Source organism: Lentibacter sp. (genome assembly GCF_965658795.1).
Classification (GTDB): Bacteria; Pseudomonadota; Alphaproteobacteria; order Rhodobacterales; family Rhodobacteraceae; genus Lentibacter.
Window position 1 is genome coordinate 23,114 of the sequence record NZ_CBFHTG010000006.1, and the last position, 14,960, is coordinate 38,073.

The 14,960-nt window shown below is 53.4% G+C and carries 14 protein-coding genes; 6 read left to right on the plus strand and 8 right to left on the minus strand.

Going from position 1 to position 14,960, the window contains the following annotated elements; all coding sequences use genetic code 11:
* Positions 1–9 precede the first annotated feature (9 nt).
* A complete protein-coding gene (locus ACTG3X_RS06005; protein ID WP_439110334.1) occupies positions 10–714 on the plus strand; it encodes a hypothetical protein in 705 nt (234 codons plus the stop codon).
* Here the strand turns inward: ACTG3X_RS06005 and der are convergent.
* The 5 genes from der to ACTG3X_RS06030 all read right to left on the minus strand — a co-directional run bounded on the left by der (position 711) and on the right by ACTG3X_RS06030 (position 7,464).
* Positions 711–2,165, minus strand: coding sequence for a ribosome biogenesis GTPase Der (gene der, locus ACTG3X_RS06010; protein WP_439110335.1), 1,455 nt, complete (start codon positions 2,163–2,165; stop codon positions 711–713). The two genes, ACTG3X_RS06005 and der, sit on opposite strands and share 4 nt — an antisense overlap.
* 47 nt (positions 2,166–2,212) lie before the next feature.
* Positions 2,213–3,532: an outer membrane protein assembly factor BamB family protein gene (locus ACTG3X_RS06015; RefSeq protein WP_439110336.1), complete on the minus strand. Its 1,320-nt coding sequence runs from the start codon at positions 3,530–3,532 to the stop codon at positions 2,213–2,215.
* A gap of 81 nt (positions 3,533–3,613) precedes the next feature.
* Positions 3,614–4,285, minus strand: coding sequence for a tetratricopeptide repeat protein (locus tag ACTG3X_RS06020; protein WP_439110337.1), 672 nt, complete (start codon positions 4,283–4,285; stop codon positions 3,614–3,616).
* Positions 4,286–4,556: 271 nt separating this feature from the next.
* On the minus strand, positions 4,557–6,356 hold the full coding sequence (locus tag ACTG3X_RS06025; protein WP_439110338.1) for an ABCB family ABC transporter ATP-binding protein/permease: 1,800 nt from the start codon (positions 6,354–6,356) through the stop codon (positions 4,557–4,559).
* A 79-nt stretch (positions 6,357–6,435) separates the two neighbouring features.
* Entirely contained in the window at positions 6,436–7,464 is a 1,029-nt protein-coding gene (locus tag ACTG3X_RS06030; RefSeq protein WP_439110339.1) for a LysM peptidoglycan-binding domain-containing protein, read from the minus strand.
* 98 nt (positions 7,465–7,562) lie between these two features.
* Between ACTG3X_RS06030 and ACTG3X_RS06035 the strand changes: the two genes are divergently transcribed.
* Positions 7,563–8,114, plus strand: coding sequence for a TIGR00730 family Rossman fold protein (locus ACTG3X_RS06035; RefSeq protein WP_439110340.1), 552 nt, complete (start codon positions 7,563–7,565; stop codon positions 8,112–8,114).
* Here ACTG3X_RS06035 and rarD read toward each other — a convergent pair.
* On the minus strand, positions 8,075–8,983 hold the full coding sequence (gene rarD, locus ACTG3X_RS06040; RefSeq protein ID WP_439110341.1) for an EamA family transporter RarD: 909 nt from the start codon (positions 8,981–8,983) through the stop codon (positions 8,075–8,077). The genes ACTG3X_RS06035 and rarD overlap by 40 nt on opposite strands.
* Positions 8,984–9,088: 105 nt before the next feature.
* On the opposite strand from rarD, the gene ACTG3X_RS06045 reads away from it, so the two are divergent.
* The 3 genes from ACTG3X_RS06045 (at position 9,089) to ilvN (ending at position 12,654) form a co-directional block, all read left to right on the plus strand.
* Positions 9,089–9,916 carry an arginyltransferase gene (locus ACTG3X_RS06045; RefSeq protein WP_439110342.1) on the plus strand — a complete coding sequence of 276 codons (828 nt, stop codon included), beginning with the start codon at positions 9,089–9,091 and terminating at the stop codon, positions 9,914–9,916.
* Between the two features lie 380 nt (positions 9,917–10,296).
* Positions 10,297–12,051, plus strand: coding sequence for an acetolactate synthase 3 large subunit (locus tag ACTG3X_RS06050; RefSeq protein WP_439110343.1), 1,755 nt, complete (start codon positions 10,297–10,299; stop codon positions 12,049–12,051).
* Between the two features lie 33 nt (positions 12,052–12,084).
* Entirely contained in the window at positions 12,085–12,654 is a 570-nt protein-coding gene (gene ilvN / locus ACTG3X_RS06055; protein ID WP_439110344.1) for an acetolactate synthase small subunit, read from the plus strand.
* A 22-nt stretch (positions 12,655–12,676) separates the two neighbouring features.
* On the opposite strand, the gene ACTG3X_RS06060 is transcribed toward ilvN, so the two are convergent.
* Positions 12,677–13,009, minus strand: a complete 333-nt coding sequence (locus ACTG3X_RS06060; RefSeq protein WP_439110345.1) for a hypothetical protein — start codon at positions 13,007–13,009, stop codon at positions 12,677–12,679.
* Positions 13,010–13,249: 240 nt separating this feature from the next.
* Between ACTG3X_RS06060 and ACTG3X_RS06065 the strand changes: the two genes are divergently transcribed.
* Positions 13,250–14,071 (plus strand): helix-turn-helix domain-containing protein, encoded by an 822-nt coding sequence (locus ACTG3X_RS06065; protein WP_439110346.1) that lies wholly within the window; start codon positions 13,250–13,252, stop codon positions 14,069–14,071.
* Here the strand turns inward: ACTG3X_RS06065 and ACTG3X_RS06070 are convergent.
* The gene (locus tag ACTG3X_RS06070; RefSeq protein ID WP_439110347.1) at positions 14,068–14,841 is read right to left on the minus strand and encodes a DUF2189 domain-containing protein; all 774 of its coding nucleotides are present in this window, start codon (positions 14,839–14,841) and stop codon (positions 14,068–14,070) included. The genes ACTG3X_RS06065 and ACTG3X_RS06070 overlap by 4 nt on opposite strands.
* Positions 14,842–14,960: the final 119 nt, after the last annotated feature.

Here is a 14,960-nt window from a genome sequence, read left to right on the forward strand (position 1 = left end):
GCTTGCGAAATGACCAAAGTCTTCTCTGTACTTACATTTGTAGCGGCGGTGATATTTGCTATATCTCCGTTTCTGACCGATGGGTTTAGGGGTTTTACAGCCAATCAGTTTCCATTCCCACAGACGAACCCGCCGGTTCAGCCCGCTGGGTACGCCTTCTCTATCTGGGGTGTTCTCTACATTTGGTTGATCATCAGCACGGCCTATGGCTTGCTGAAAAAGTCTAACTCAGCGAGCTGGATCAATGCGCGCCCTGCTCTTTTTGTGAGTCTGGCCGTCGGCGCATCATGGATAGCCATTGCACAGGTTTCGGTCGTCTGGGCCACTGTTTTGATCTGGGTTATGCTGGTATTCGCACTCGCCGCCCTTTTGAAAAGCGGCTCGGACGACAGGTGGTTGCTCCGCGAATCTATCGGCGCATATGCTGGCTGGTTGACTGCAGCATCCTGTGTTGCCTTAGGCTTGGTTATTGCGGGCTATGGTTACACCAGCCAAACGACAGCCGCGTTTATTGGCCTTGGTCTGGCGTTGATCATCGCCGCGGCTATTCAAAAAGCCCGCCCTGACACAGTCTCCTACCCTCTCGTGGTCATTTGGGCGCTTACAGGTGTGATTTTCAGCAATCTCGAGCCGCTGAACACAGGCGTTATAGTGCTCTGTGGCGTTGGGATTGCGTATCTTGCCCGCGCAGTCGTCGCACCAAAGCTACGTTAATCTCGCTTCTTGCCCAAAGTATGTTTGCGCAGCTTTGACGGCCCGGGTTTCTTTTTGCCTTTGTAGGGATTGGCATCCCCCTGACCGCGCAAATACAGGCGGATCGGAGTGCCAGGCATGTCAAAGTCTTCCCGCAAGCCATTCACAAGATAACGCGAATAGGCCGTTGGCATCTTGTCTGGGTGCGAGCACATCACAACAAACCCTGGCGGGCGCGTCTTAGCTTGCGTCATATAGCGCAGCTTGATCCGCTTTCCTTGAGGTGCGGGCGGTGGGTGGGCCTGTACCATACCATCCAACCAACGGTTTAGATGTGAAGTGGAAATACGCATATTCCAAACATCGTGGGCTTTGATAATCGCATCATGAAGGCGCTCAAGCCCTCTCCCTGTCTTCGCGGACACAGTGATCAACGGTGCCCCCCGCAATTGAGGCAGCAACCGTGTGAAAGATTCCTTCAAGTCGCGCAGCTTATCTTGCTTCTCGTCTTCGATATCCCACTTGTTGACAGCCACAACAACGGCGCGCCCTTCCCGCTCAGCCAGGTCGGCAATGCGCAAATCTTGTTGCTCAAAGGGAATGGCGGCATCCAACAAAACAACAACAACTTCAGCGAACTTCACCGCACGCAGACCATCAGAAACGGAGAGCTTTTCAAGCTTGTCTTGTACTTTTGCCTTTTTGCGCATGCCCGCAGTGTCAAAAATGCGAACTGGCGTTCCCGACCATTCAAGCGTCAGAGAAATAGCATCACGCGTAATACCTGCTTCAGGGCCCGTCAGAAGCCGGTCCTCACCAAGAATTTTATTGATGAGAGTCGATTTGCCCGCGTTAGGCCGCCCCACAACAGCAATCTGGAGCGGACGCTTTATCGTGGGTGTATGATCAGGAACATCATCGTCCTCATCCACCGTCACATCCACTTCAGGCGCAATCTCTTTCGCACGCTCCTCAAATGCATCAGCCATGGGCATTAGTGCACTGTAGAGCTCGTTCAGGCCTTCACCGTGCTCAGCCGACAACCGGATCGGTTCGCCAAGCCCAAGCCCGTAGGCCTCCATAACACCTGCGTCCGCAGCCATACCTTCGGCTTTATTGGCCGCAACGAAAACGGGCCTGCCCTTGCGGCGCAAAATATCGGCAAAGACTTCATCCGTTGGCGTTACGCCGGCTCTTGCATCAATCATAAACAAACAGGCGTCAGCCATTTCGACCGCGCGCTCTGTCAAACGCCGCATACGCCCTTGCAGGGAGTCATCTGTCGCATCTTCGAGGCCGGCAGTGTCGATCACAGTAAACCTGAGGTCACCAAGTTTCGCCTCACCTTCGCGCAAGTCACGCGTCACGCCAGGCTGGTCATCAACCAACGCAAGACGTTTTCCAACCAAACGGTTGAAAAGAGTCGATTTGCCGACATTCGGTCGACCAACGATAGCTAAGGTAAAACTCATGTTTCGGCGCTCCAGTCGCGAAGATCCGCACCTAACTTAGATTGGCCTTAACGGAAAGCGAAAAGTTGGCCTTTGCCCGAGACAACATACATCACCCCACCTGCAAAAACCGGACTTGTCGCCGCACCGCCAGCCAGATCACCAGTTTGTAAGAGCTGTCCATCTTCGGGGTCAAATGCACGGATCAGACCGTCATTGGAGGCAACATAAAGCCGCCCTCCAGCAAGAACAGGACCATAGTGCGCAAAAATAGCTTTCTGTCTTTTTGGGCGATCTTTAGTAAAAAATGGAAGTTTTGTGCCCCAGATCCGTTCGCCCGTCGCAGCGTCGAGGCGCGCCAGCTCGTTGTTGTCCGTCACCATGAACACTGAATCACCGGCAGCCCAGATAGCACTCATCGGCCCTTCCTCAGCTGTCCAAATCCGTGTTCCGGTGGCCGCCTCCAAAGCAACGGTGCGGCCTGAGAATGTGCCTGCAAAAATCTTGTCACCAACGATCACAGGGTCTCCTGTCACATCGGTTATACGGCTGCGGGAAAATCCGACCCTTTGGCCAGAGAGAGCTGCGTCCCAAATACGCAGACCGCCCTCTTTAAAGGCTGCCTGCAGCTCGTTCGATCCAAATGAGAACACAGCGATCCGGTCGTCAACCGCTGGTGCAGGGCCACCCAAAACGTTACTCTTGTCTGATGCCGAGCCAAGCTGCCATAGAATGCGGCCCGAGCCTGCATCCAGTGCCCAAGCAGTTGCGTCCCCGGAAACAAGATAGACGATACCATCTTTAACCGTTGGCATGCCTGTTCCGGGCGCTTGCAGCTTTTGTTGCCAAAGCTCTTGCCCAGAGTCGGCTTCAAGAGCCGTCACGAGGCCAAAACCCGACGTAACGAAAACGACACCATTAGAATAGGCAAGTCCTCCGCCAGAAGCGTCGCGCGCAGAGTCCCGCGCCGGTACCAAGCTAACAGACCAGACCGCAGCGCCAGAAGTGCTCGTTGCCGCGACACGCGCTTCGGAATCAAGTGTGAAAACCTTACCGTCGGCGACAACCGGCTCGGAGGTGATGCGGCCATGGCGCCCGTTGCCGGCTCCGATATTGACGCTCCAAATAGCGTCAAGAGCGCCGCCAAAAGCGGCGTGCTCAATTCGCGTGTCAGGGCTGTTATGGCGCTGAAGCCATCCGGAATTAGACTGGGTCGGCGCCAGCGAAATCGCGCGCGATTGGTTCTCAGCGACACTTGTAACAACGGTGGAAGTGTCCAGGTCGCTCTCAACGCGCAGCGGCTCTCGCTTACCTGACAGAATCTCTTCTGGCTCCTCACAGCCGCTGAGAGCCAAAAGTGCTATCCCTCCAAGTAAGAGAGTAAACATGCTCGACGTCCGCGAAACAGTTTTCATTTTGAACTTCCCTTCAGCCACGTCCAGTGTTTGAGCGATGGCACAATCTAGTCGTTATTCGCCGTTTGTGCTCACGAGGTCTCCACCGAGAGCTACTATCAGCTGCGATGCGCGTCGTTTTTGGCCCGCAGTCGCCTCAGTATCTTGGACGATGGCATTAAACGCTGCAATCGCTTCTTTTGTGTTGCCTTGCTCGACGTCCAACAGGGCCAACTGTTCCTCAGCCAACACTCTCAACTGTGGGTTCCCTCCGATCAAGGCTTGATACCCGAGGCTGCGTTCTTGAATGCTCAGGTCACTTGCCTGCAAAGCGAGCAGCTTAAAGCTCGCTACCTGACGGTACACGAGAGGCACCTCGGCATCATCTGACACAGCTTGAAGCAGTGTAATTGCATCGTCTTCACGATCTGCTTCAACCCACTCTTTTGCACTCAAGAGCGCCAAGAGTGACTGAGCTGACTCTGGCGTGCCTTCTGCGTTTATTGCCATTAAAGCTTCAGCGCGTTCGGACGGCGCGTCTAGGTCAAGGGCTTGAAGAACACTGTCTCCAAACGCCTGAGCTTTGGCTGTGGCTTGAGCCTTGCTATACTCATTGAAAGCCGCGGCCCCCACGATCAGCAGGACAGCCGCAATAGCCATCCAGCCATAGCGCTTCACCCAAGCAAACATCCGGTCCCGCCGAACTTCTTCAGTTACTTCTTCGATAAAACTATCTGTATCGCTCACGCGTCTTGCCCCTTTGTTTTGCCCCTCATACATCCTCGACAACCAGCTGCCAAGGCCCGCTATTTAGAGTGGCAATAATCCGGCAAGCCATGCTTATGCCATACCTTAGCACTAAGCGCCGCATGGCGCACTCATTCCAAGGGTTCAGGGTCGCGACTTCACCCAAAGAGAGCCTGATCCGTCCAGAAAATAGTCGCAAACTTGGCTTGCGCGCCTGACATCACCAGTCCTATGCCAAAGCGCACTCAGGCTAGGAAAGCACCAACATGACTTAAGCAGCGTCTTCCTCTGTAACTTGTCGCGCCCAAAGGCTGGCATAACGGCCCTTGAGTTTGAGCAGAGCCTCATGTGTGCCCTGCTCTGCGATTAGCCCGTCTTCCAACACAACAATTTTATCAGCGTCCGCAATTGTTGAGAGACGATGTGCAATTGTCAAAACTGTCCGGCCCTCTCCTGCAACCCGTAGCGCGTCCTGAATTTCTCGTTCTGTTTCAGTATCGAGGGCTGATGTTGCCTCATCAAGCAGCAATACAGGGGGGTCTTTTAGAAGCGTTCGGGCAATACCAACGCGCTGCTTCTCGCCACCAGAGAGTTTGAGACCCCGCTCACCGACAGTCGTCTCATAGCCGTCAGGCAAAGCTGATATAAAGTCATGGATCTGAGCGGCTTTTGCAGCTGCGATGATCTCGGCTTCAGACGCTCCATCACGACCATAGGCAATATTGTAACGGATTGTATCATTGAACAGGACGGTGTCCTGCGGCACCACACCAATCATCTGGTGCAAACTCTCTTGAGTTACGTCACGCACATCTTGTCCATCAATCATGACACTGCCGCTGGACACATCATAAAACCGAAACAGCAACCGACCGATCGTAGACTTACCTGACCCAGACGGCCCAACAATCGCGATTGTTTGGCCCGCATCTACTTGAAGGCTAACACCTTTAAGAATGGGGCGTGATGGGTCATATCCGAAGAATACGTTGTTCAGCGTAACGCGACCGTCACTCACTTTGATATCTGGAGCACCCGTCTTGTCTTCTATTTCAGCAGGTTGCCCCAGAAGATCAAACATTTCCCCCATATCAACCAGGCTCTGGCGGATCTCACGATACACCGTCCCAAGAAAGTTGAGCGGCATGGTGATCTGGATCATGTAAGCATTGACCATCACAAAGTCGCCCACAGTCAGAGCGCCTGTCTGAACGCCTTTCGCCGCCATAACCATTACCGTGATAAGCCCGCAGGTGATGAGAAACGCCTGACCAAAGTTCAAAAATGCAAGCGATGAAGCTGTTTTGATAGCGGCGCTCTCATAGCCTTCCATAGCCTCGTCATACCGCATGGCTTCCCGACGCTCCGCGCCAAAATACTTGACCGTCTCAAAATTGAGCAAACTGTCGATGGCCTTTTGATTGGCATCTGTGTCCCTGTCGTTCATCTCGCGTCGCAGCTTCACACGCCACTCCGTGACTGTGAACGTAAACCAGACATAGAGAACGATCGTGAACACCACCGCCGCAAGATACCAAACATCAAATAGAAAAAAGAAAATACCAGCGACCAGCGCAAGCTCCAGTATCAGCGGCCCAACAGAGAAGAGCAAAAAGCGCAAAAGAAACTCGACCCCTTTTACACCCCGTTCGATAATACGGCTGAGACCACCTGTCTTACGCGTGATGTGATAGCGCATCGAAAGCCGGTGAATATGGGTAAACGTTTCGAGCGCCAGCTTGCGTAGAGCCCGCTGGGCAACCGCGGCAAACACGGCATCGCGAAGTTGTTGAAACCCGTTGGAAAAGATACGTGCCATCCCGTACGCAACGGTCAGGCCAATTGCCCCCAACATCAGATCAGACACACCCTCGCCAGAGAGCGCGTTTACGGCATCACGGTAGATGATCGGCGTATAGACCGCGACAAACTTGGACAACAACAGTGCTATCATTGCAATAACAACACGGCGCTTCACCCAGGCTTCATCCTCAGGCCAGAGCGCGGGGAGCACACGTTTTATCGTCCGCCACCCTGACGCGCGTTCTTCTTTTTCAATATCCGTGCTCATGGTGAAACCGCCTTCAAAACCTCGGGGTCAACGGTTAATCCTATTTCAGAGAAATTGCCAGAGACGCACTAAAGCGAAGTCAGCCCGGGATATCAAAAATCTGTCCAGGGTAGATAAGATCAGGGTCTCGGATCTGGTCTCTATTTGCCTCATATAGCTGTAGGTAAAGTTCACCTTGGCCATATCGCTCACGCGCAATAGCCCAAAGCGTCGCGCCTGGCTGCACGGTCACCAGCTTTACGTTGCTTCCTGAGACCTGCTGCTTTGGTATCTCCCGTTTGAAGGGGGTCTCCACGCGGCTTTGAACCTGCCCGCTACCATCCACCTCATCCACTCTTAACGTGTACACGCCCGTATCGACATCGGGGAGCTCCGTGCGCCAATTGCCATTTGCCGCGATAGGCTCTGTCTTGATTGGTCTGTTGTCTAGGTATACTCTCACGAAGCCGTCGCTTTGCGCTCGCCCTGCCAGCTCGACAGCACCGGTCTGCGAATACGTAATCGCGTCCAGCGCCACTTGGTCTGGGATAAAGGGCGATGCTGGCTGCACCAGCTCCACGCCTGCCTCACTGGCCAATAATACGGCCTGAGTGCGCGCCACCTCGGATGGTTCAACACCTGCCTCGCCTGCGACAACGGCCTGCCCTCCGAAAATAGGGGCAACAATGACCGTATTCAGGCTCTCGTGGCCATCGCTCCCACTACGCAGGCTGAGGCTCCTCGCGGCATCACTCCGGGGAAGGTCTGCAAACGCGGCAAACTCACCCGTTGTCCCCGCTTGAACGGAGGCAATTACAACCCCATCCAAAAGCACTTCCACAGTGTCCCCGGGGCGCGCCGACCCTGCGATCAAGGCTTGGCCACTTGCATCTACGCGTGTCACATCAAAGCTGGGTAGTGTCACAGCAAGAGCCGCACTTGGTGCCTTAGCAACATCCCTCTCGACGTGGCTCAAGGCAGCATCTTTCTCGGCTTGCTCTGCGACCGTTGCAGCCTTCTCACCCCCACTGGTGAAATAGATGCCAATACCAGCCAGCAAAACCAGCCCAGCACCAACAGCAGAAATCCCTGCAATCGTGCCTGCTCCAAAGTTGGATATCTTGCTCATAAATGCTCCCCAAATCTGCCCGCGAAATGCTTGGCTTGAGCGAGCATAGCAACTTGGCTATGACGGGTCAAAACAAGCGATGAAATAGGATGTCCCCCGTGCAAAAACGTTCAGTCTGTGTCTATTGTGGCTCTAGAGATGGCAAAGACCCCGCCTTTGCACAAACCGCCGAGGCCCTTGGCGCGGAGATGGCATCGCAAAACTGGCGTTTGGTCTATGGCGCTGGTGACATCGGCCTGATGGGGCGTGTGGCCCGAAGCTGCCAAAGCGCGGGCGGTGAAACCTTCGGAGTCATTCCAACCCACTTAATGTCCAAAGAGGTCGGCAAAACAGATCTGACCCGCTTTGTTGTGACTGAAAACATGCATGAGCGTAAGAAAGTAATGTTCATGAATGCAGATGCGATTGTGGTTTTGCCAGGAGGCGCAGGATCACTGGATGAGTTTTTTGAAGTCCTGACGTGGGCGCAACTCGCTTTGCACGCCAAGCCAATTGTCCTTCTCAACGTCAATGAATACTGGTCTCCCCTTGTCGCGCTGATAGATCATATCGTTGACAACGGTTTTGCAGACGCGAGCTTGAAAGATCTGTTCGTCGTGAAAGCTGACGTTCAGAGCGCAACCGCGTTTTTGCGAGACGCTCTGTCCTGAGCCAGACTTGAGCCCGAATACAAAGCAAGCCCCAGCCAGATCAAACCAAATGCCAAGGCATGCCAAAAGCCGAACGGTTCGCCAAATATGGCAACCGCGCAAAAAAACTGAGCCGTAGGATTAATGTACTGGAGCAATCCGACGGTAGACAGCCGGTTGCGCTGTGTTGCGTAGGAAAACAACATCAGAGGCAGTGCTGTCAGAATGCCCGAGAAAATCAACATACTGTTTTCCCATGCCGCTGTCCCAAAGTGGCCATCGCCGCGCGAATGCACCATGAATAAGACACCCAACGCAATTGGCACAAGCAAGGCAACCTCCCCCGTCACCGACACCACAGGCCCCGCGTCAATGCGCTTTTTCACAACTCCGTAAAAGCCAAAGGAAGCCGCCACAAAAAGCGATATCCAAGGCGCCACGCCCAGACCATATGTCAAAAGCGAGACCGCAACACTGGCCATAGCCACCGCAGACCACTGTACTTTGCTGAGTGTTTCACCAAAGAGAAGCTTGCCCAGCAACACGGCGACCAACGGGAAAATATAATACCCCAGAGCGGCCTCAACGGCATGGCCATTTTGAATTGAAAAGATGAAGGCAAACCAGTTTCCTGAAATCATCAGCGCGGCCACCGCAACGACAGCAACACTTTTTAGGCTCGAAAAGAGCTTCAACAAGGTCGGCAACCGGTTCTGAACAAACAGAACGAAGGCAAAGATGACAAAAGACCATATCGTCCTGTGGGCCAATATTTCCAGGGGCGGGATATGAGATAGAACCTTGTAATACAGCGGCGAAAATCCCCAAATCAGGCAGGCGATTGTCATGGCAACCACACCTTTGGTGGCTTCCTTGTTCGAATTTGGCATTGAGAGTATCTCTTTACGTCATAGATTAAGCTTAAACAGATTCAATTCTTGGAGAATTTTCAACTCGTTGTTATCGTTTATGAAGAACAAACAGGACACTGGTAAATGCGACACACCCTGCCGCTTGCGCCCCAATTCTATGTGACGGCGCCACAACCCTGCCCCTACCTTGAAGGTCGCATGGAAAGAAAGCTATTTACGGCCCTGCAAGGCGAGACCGCATCGCAGCTCAACGATGAGCTGTCAAAGCAGGGGTTTCGCCGCTCACAGAATGTTTTGTATCGACCGTCTTGTGCTGATTGCGCTGCCTGTATGTCTGCACGCATTGTAACAGAGCACTTCAAACCCTCAAAAAGCCAAAAACGTGTTTTGAAGAAAAACGCCCACCTTGAGCGCCGCGTCACTTCGCCTTGGGCAACCGAGGAGCAATATGAGTTGTTTCGGCGTTACCTTGATAGCCGCCATGCTGATGGCGGCATGGCAGATATGGACGTGTTCGAGTTCGCCGCCATGATTGAGGAAACGCCCATCAGGTCACGGGTGATAGAGTATATTGACCGCAACACGAAAGCGCTTGTTGCCGTATGCCTGACTGACGTTCTGAAAGACGGCTTGTCACTGGTCTACTCTTTCTTTGACCCAGATCTCGCGCATACGTCTCTGGGAACCTACATCATCCTTGATCATATCGACATCGCACGTGCAGGTGACCTACCTCATGTCTACTTGGGCTACTGGGTTCCGGGAAGTCCCAAGATGGGATATAAAGCCAACTTCTCGGCGCTGGAAATATACAAACAGAACGAGTGGGCCCCACTTGGAGAGCCAGCATCTCATGAGGCGGAGACACACCCGCTTTCGACTGCGCCGATTGCCGAACAAGTCGCAAATATTTCGCTTCCGGACCTCCCTGCCCATAGGCTCAAACGCTAAACGATCTCTTGAGAAACACATCCCGCACTCAAGGCTGACGGCAGGGTTAGAGCGCCGTGGCGTGTCAAAAACGAGCGGCACAGCCCTATGAACACCGCCAAACTGCGGATTTTCTGTCTCAAAAAGGCCCTCTAGCGCAACTTTCAGAAAGAAAATGCACCGCTAGAGTTCTATTATTTAGCCTTTGGCGGTTGACGCCCCCGTTTGACGCTTCTAATGTCCCGCGAACGCAGCAAAAGGCTCTCGGCATGTTAGACCTAGTGGTCATCGTGAGAAAAAGGCGCATGGGCCGGTAACGGACACCCTAAGGTAACCCCATGCGCCCCCGAAAATCGGGGGCTTTTTTATGTGTGAAACGAAAGTTGGAATGGAGCTTTGAAATGTCACGTCAAATGACCGGCGCAAAAATGATTGTAGAATGCCTTATTGATCAAGGTGTTGAAGTCGTCTTCGGCTACCCTGGCGGAGCTGTCCTCCCGATCTATGACGAAGTCTTTCAACAGAATGGCATTCGCCACGTTTTGGTCCGGCACGAGCAAGGCGCGGTACATGCCGCAGAGGGCTATGCACGCTCCACGGGAAAACCGGGTGTCGTTCTGGTGACATCTGGCCCCGGCGCAACCAATGCTGTGACAGGCCTTACAGACGCCTTGCTCGACTCTATCCCGATTATCGTTCTGACGGGTCAGGTTCCCACGTTCATGATCGGCACTGACGCGTTTCAGGAAGCGGACACAGTCGGCATCACACGCCCCTGCACCAAACACAATTGGCTGGTACAGGATACTGCGTCCTTGTCGGGCACGATTCATGAGGCCTTCCATGTGGCCACCACGGGCCGGCCAGGGCCTGTGCTGATTGACATCCCAAAGGATGTGCAGTTTGCGACAGGCGAATACACGCCAAAACAAAAAGCCAAGACAAGCCGCTATCAGCCCCCAGTTAAAGGCGACATGGCCTCGATCGAGGAGCTTGTAGAGGCAATCGAAAACGCTGAGCGCCCCGTTTTTTACACAGGTGGCGGCGTTATCAACTCTGGCCCGGCAGCCAGCCAGCTCCTGCGCGAGTTGGTTGATGGAACGGATTTTCCGATCACATCCACATTGATGGGGCTTGGCGCCTACCCAGCATCGGGCAAAAACTGGCTTGGTATGCTCGGGATGCACGGTCTCTATGAGGCCAACATGTCGATGCACGGCTGTGACCTGATGATCAACATTGGCGCGCGCTTTGATGACCGCATCACAGGCCGCCTTGATGCTTTCAGCCCGAACTCTCAAAAAGCCCATATCGATATCGACCCCTCTTCGATCAACAAGGTTATCCGTGTCGACATTCCGATTGTTGGCGACGTTGGGCATGTTCTCGAAGATGTCTTAAAAGTCTGGAAAGCGCGCGGACGCAAAACCAACAAGCAAGGGCTGCAAAAGTGGTGGGCAAAAATCGAAGATTGGCGCAAGGTTGATTGCCTGAGTTTCGAACAACAGGGCAAGGTTATCAAACCCCAGCACGCCCTCGCACGCCTTGAAGCGCTTACAAAAGACCATGACCGCTATATTTGCACCGAAGTGGGCCAACACCAAATGTGGGCCGCGCAATACCTTGGCTTTGAAGACCCTAATCGCTGGATGACATCGGGTGGCCTTGGCACAATGGGCTATGGCTTCCCTGCCTCCATTGGCGTGCAAATGGCGCACCCTGACAGCCTTGTTATCAACGTCGCCGGTGAAGCGAGCTGGCTGATGAACATGCAGGAAATGGGCACAGCGATTCAATATCGCCTGCCAGTGAAACAGTTTATCCTGAACAATGAGCGCCTCGGCATGGTGCGCCAGTGGCAGGAACTCTTGCATGGTGAGCGCTACTCTCACTCCTGGAGCGAAGCCCTGCCCGACTTTGTAAAGCTGGCAGAGGCATTTGGCGCAAAAGGTATCCGAGTGGATGACCCTGATGATCTGGATGAAGCGATCAAAGAGATGCTGGCCTATGATGGCCCTGTTATCTTTGACTGCCTTGTTACAAAGCATGAAAACTGTTTCCCGATGATCCCGTCAGGAGAGCCGCACAACAAAATGCTGCTCGGCGAAGCCAACGTAAAAGACGCAATCGGCAGCAGCGGTGCAGTGCTCGTTTGAGCCGCCCTGTTTGTAACGAAGAAAGGAACAAAGATGTCCGCTCTCAAGATTAAAAAAGGTTCGAACAAACACTCGGCCTACAATTTGCGCCCGACGTTCTCTGACGTGATCGAAAAGCATACTCTCTCTTTGATTGTCGAAAACGAAGCTGGTGTTTTGGCACGCGTCATTGGCCTGTTTTCAGGCCGTGGCTACAATATAGAAAGCCTGACTGTTGCAGAGATCGACCGCGAGGGGCACCGCTCACGCATCACAATCGTAACGACAGGCACGCCGCAAGTCATCGAGCAAATCAAGGCTCAGCTTGGGCGGATCGTCCCGGTTTACGAAGTGCATGACCTCACAGTCGAGGGCCCGTCTGTTGAGCGGGAGCTGGCTTTGCTCAAGGTCGAGGGGAGTGGCGACAAACGGGTCGAAGCCATGCGACTGGCCGACATTTTCCGCGCGAATGTGGTTGATAGCACATTGGAGAGCTTTGTTTTCGAGATCACAGGAACACCAGAAAAGATTGATGCGTTCAGTGACCTTATGCGCCCACTCGGGCTAAGCGAGGTTGCGCGCACGGGTGTTGCCGCACTCGCACGCGGCAAGATTGCCCAGTGAAGAAAAAACGCCTTTTGCCCTGCTAAGCGGGGCAAAAGGACGCAAATGGTAAGATCTGAGCCCCTGCTCTCTTACTTTTGACTGCAGTGCTCGGTGCAGGTGCCTTGGGCACAATAGTAGCCTTCAAACGTTGAGCCAAAGCCGGCGCGAACTCTGCCGAGATCAGCGCTGGATTTTGCACCAGGCGCATAGAAGACCCTGCCTTCAACTGAAACTCTACGAGATCCCCCGCATCCAGCATAGCGCCGTCAAAAACAGACGATTCACCACCGTAAAATGCCAGATCGCCATGATCTTCGCACCAAATGACTGCCTTCTTTTCTTGGCTATCACTCCAGAGAACAACTCCAAACATCGCCGGTCCTATTCGCTCTAATCCCCATTACCTAAAATTTTAGAAAACTCGGGAAGAGATGCCACCCCTGAATGAGTGTCTCACTATGCGAATATGTGACGCCACAAAGCAAAAGTGACGCTATATCGCGTCAACTAAGGCGCTAAAAAGCATCAAAATTCCATTTCTAGATGTTACCTTTTTGAAAATTACAACATAAGATTATATTCTATATCCAAAGGTAGCCAAAGAGACTGCACCGTGCCGAGATCATCAGAAACTGCACCACCCCCAGATCCCATGGCACTGCGAAGTGTGTTTGGTGCTAATCTCAGAGTATTAGCAAACCGTTACGCCTCCGTTGCGGGCCTGTGTCGTGAGCTTGGGATAAACCGGACCCAATTCAATCGCTACCTTGCAGGCGAAAGCTTTCCACGCCCTGATGTGTTGCACAGGATCTGCCTGTTTTTTGATGTTGATGCCCGTATTCTTCTGGAGCCCGTTGACGAAATCACGCGCCCTGAAAAGAGCCGCGATATTCTCACACACCCGGTGGTTTTGCCTTACTTGGGCAAAACAGTTGAGCCTGTGCTGGAAGACGAGCTACCAAGCGGATTCTACCGCTTCAGTCGCCCTAGTTTCACAGACAACCAACGCTTCGTTGTTGGGCTATTGTATGTATTTCGAAAGGATGGCGGCACATTCGTGCGTGGCTACGAACTGCCTCAAGCCATGAGCGATCAGGGCCTTTCTGGCGCCGCGTGTGACCGTGAGTTTCGAGGGGTCGTCATGAAACAGGAAAGAGGGATCACGATCCTCGCGGCACGTCGCGGTGCGCTTACCTGTTCATACAGCTTTTTATCGCGTGTTCCCTCTTTTCAGAACAATTTCTGGGAAGGCTATGCAACCAGAACTGTTTCCGAAAGTATCGTTGGCCAGCGGGTCGTTCGCTTTGTGATTGAACATATCCAAGGCGGATGGCGTGCGGCCCGGGCCATGGCACGTGACAGTGGATACCACACAGTAGAAGACCTTCCAGGCTACCACGCACGCCTGATGCGGCCCGATGAACCCTTTCGTTAAAGCTCGGCCCGCGCCTCTGAGGCGCGGTACAAATGCCAACTTGCGTGGCCAAACAATGGCAGGACAATGTAGAGCCCCAGGAACACAGGGGCCATGGCGGCAAAGGTGCACACGGCGATCATTGCGCCCCAAAAAACCATCAAAATCAAATTGTTCTGCACCGCTGTGAAGCTCGTAATCATGGCTGTGACAAAGTCGATTTCCCGATCCAGTAGCATTGGCATGGCGAACACTGTGATCATGAAAAGCAGCAGGGCAAAAAGCGCGCCGACCACCGTTCCGACAGCCAACATCGTTAGGCCATCAGAGCTTAGATAGACCTCCAAGGAACTGGACACATTGGTCATGGTTGAGAGGCCCAGAAACAACGCAAAAATCATGTGCGCGATGAAAAACCAGAACAAGAAAACCATCAGAATAATCACGCAAAGTGAGGGCAACTGCCGCCTTGCCTGATAAAGTACGATCCCGAATATCTCTGAAAAAACAAGCGGCTGGCCTACTTCCAAGCGATGGCTCACCTCGTAAAGAGCGACCGCTGTGAAGGGGCCGAAAAGGGGGAAGCCGACGGCGGCGAAGACGAGCCAGTAGCTTTTTCCCGTCGCAAGTGTGATCCAAGCCAGAAGCGCACCGAAGAGCACGCAGAGTGTTGCAACGACAAGCCCGTAAACAGGCGCGCGGCGCATATCACCCCACCCCTTGTAAAGCGCTGATTTCATGTCAGAAATAGTCACTGCGCCCAAGTCTGGTGCGCCCAGTTTTTTTGTCATGGTGAGGCCTCCCCGCCTGCTTGCGCCCAGTGTAAGGCCTAAAGATGACAGCTACAAAGATGTTTGTTTAAGTCAGCTTTTAGCGGTGTGGCAGGCAGTGTGGCAGCCTGTAGGGCAAG

Bases quoted from the DNA above. Each gene is read 5' to 3' on its own strand.
- ACTG3X_RS06005 (WP_439110334.1), top strand. From the start codon at position 10: ATGACCAAAGTCTTCTCTGTACTTACATTTGTAGCGGCGGTGATATTT.
- der (WP_439110335.1), bottom strand. From the start codon at position 2,165: ATGAGTTTTACCTTAGCTATCGTTGGTCGACCGAATGTCGGCAAATCG.
- ACTG3X_RS06015 (WP_439110336.1), bottom strand. From the start codon at position 3,532: ATGTTTACTCTCTTACTTGGAGGGATAGCACTTTTGGCTCTCAGCGGC.
- ACTG3X_RS06025 (WP_439110338.1), bottom strand. From the start codon at position 6,356: ATGAGCACGGATATTGAAAAAGAAGAACGCGCGTCAGGGTGGCGGACG.
- ACTG3X_RS06030 (WP_439110339.1), bottom strand. From the start codon at position 7,464: ATGAGCAAGATATCCAACTTTGGAGCAGGCACGATTGCAGGGATTTCT.
- rarD (WP_439110341.1), bottom strand. From the start codon at position 8,983: ATGCCAAATTCGAACAAGGAAGCCACCAAAGGTGTGGTTGCCATGACA.
- ACTG3X_RS06045 (WP_439110342.1), top strand. From the start codon at position 9,089: ATGCGACACACCCTGCCGCTTGCGCCCCAATTCTATGTGACGGCGCCA.
- ACTG3X_RS06050 (WP_439110343.1), top strand. From the start codon at position 10,297: ATGTCACGTCAAATGACCGGCGCAAAAATGATTGTAGAATGCCTTATT.
- ilvN (WP_439110344.1), top strand. From the start codon at position 12,085: ATGTCCGCTCTCAAGATTAAAAAAGGTTCGAACAAACACTCGGCCTAC.
- ACTG3X_RS06060 (WP_439110345.1), bottom strand. From the start codon at position 13,009: ATGTTTGGAGTTGTTCTCTGGAGTGATAGCCAAGAAAAGAAGGCAGTC.
- ACTG3X_RS06070 (WP_439110347.1), bottom strand. From the start codon at position 14,841: ATGACAAAAAAACTGGGCGCACCAGACTTGGGCGCAGTGACTATTTCT.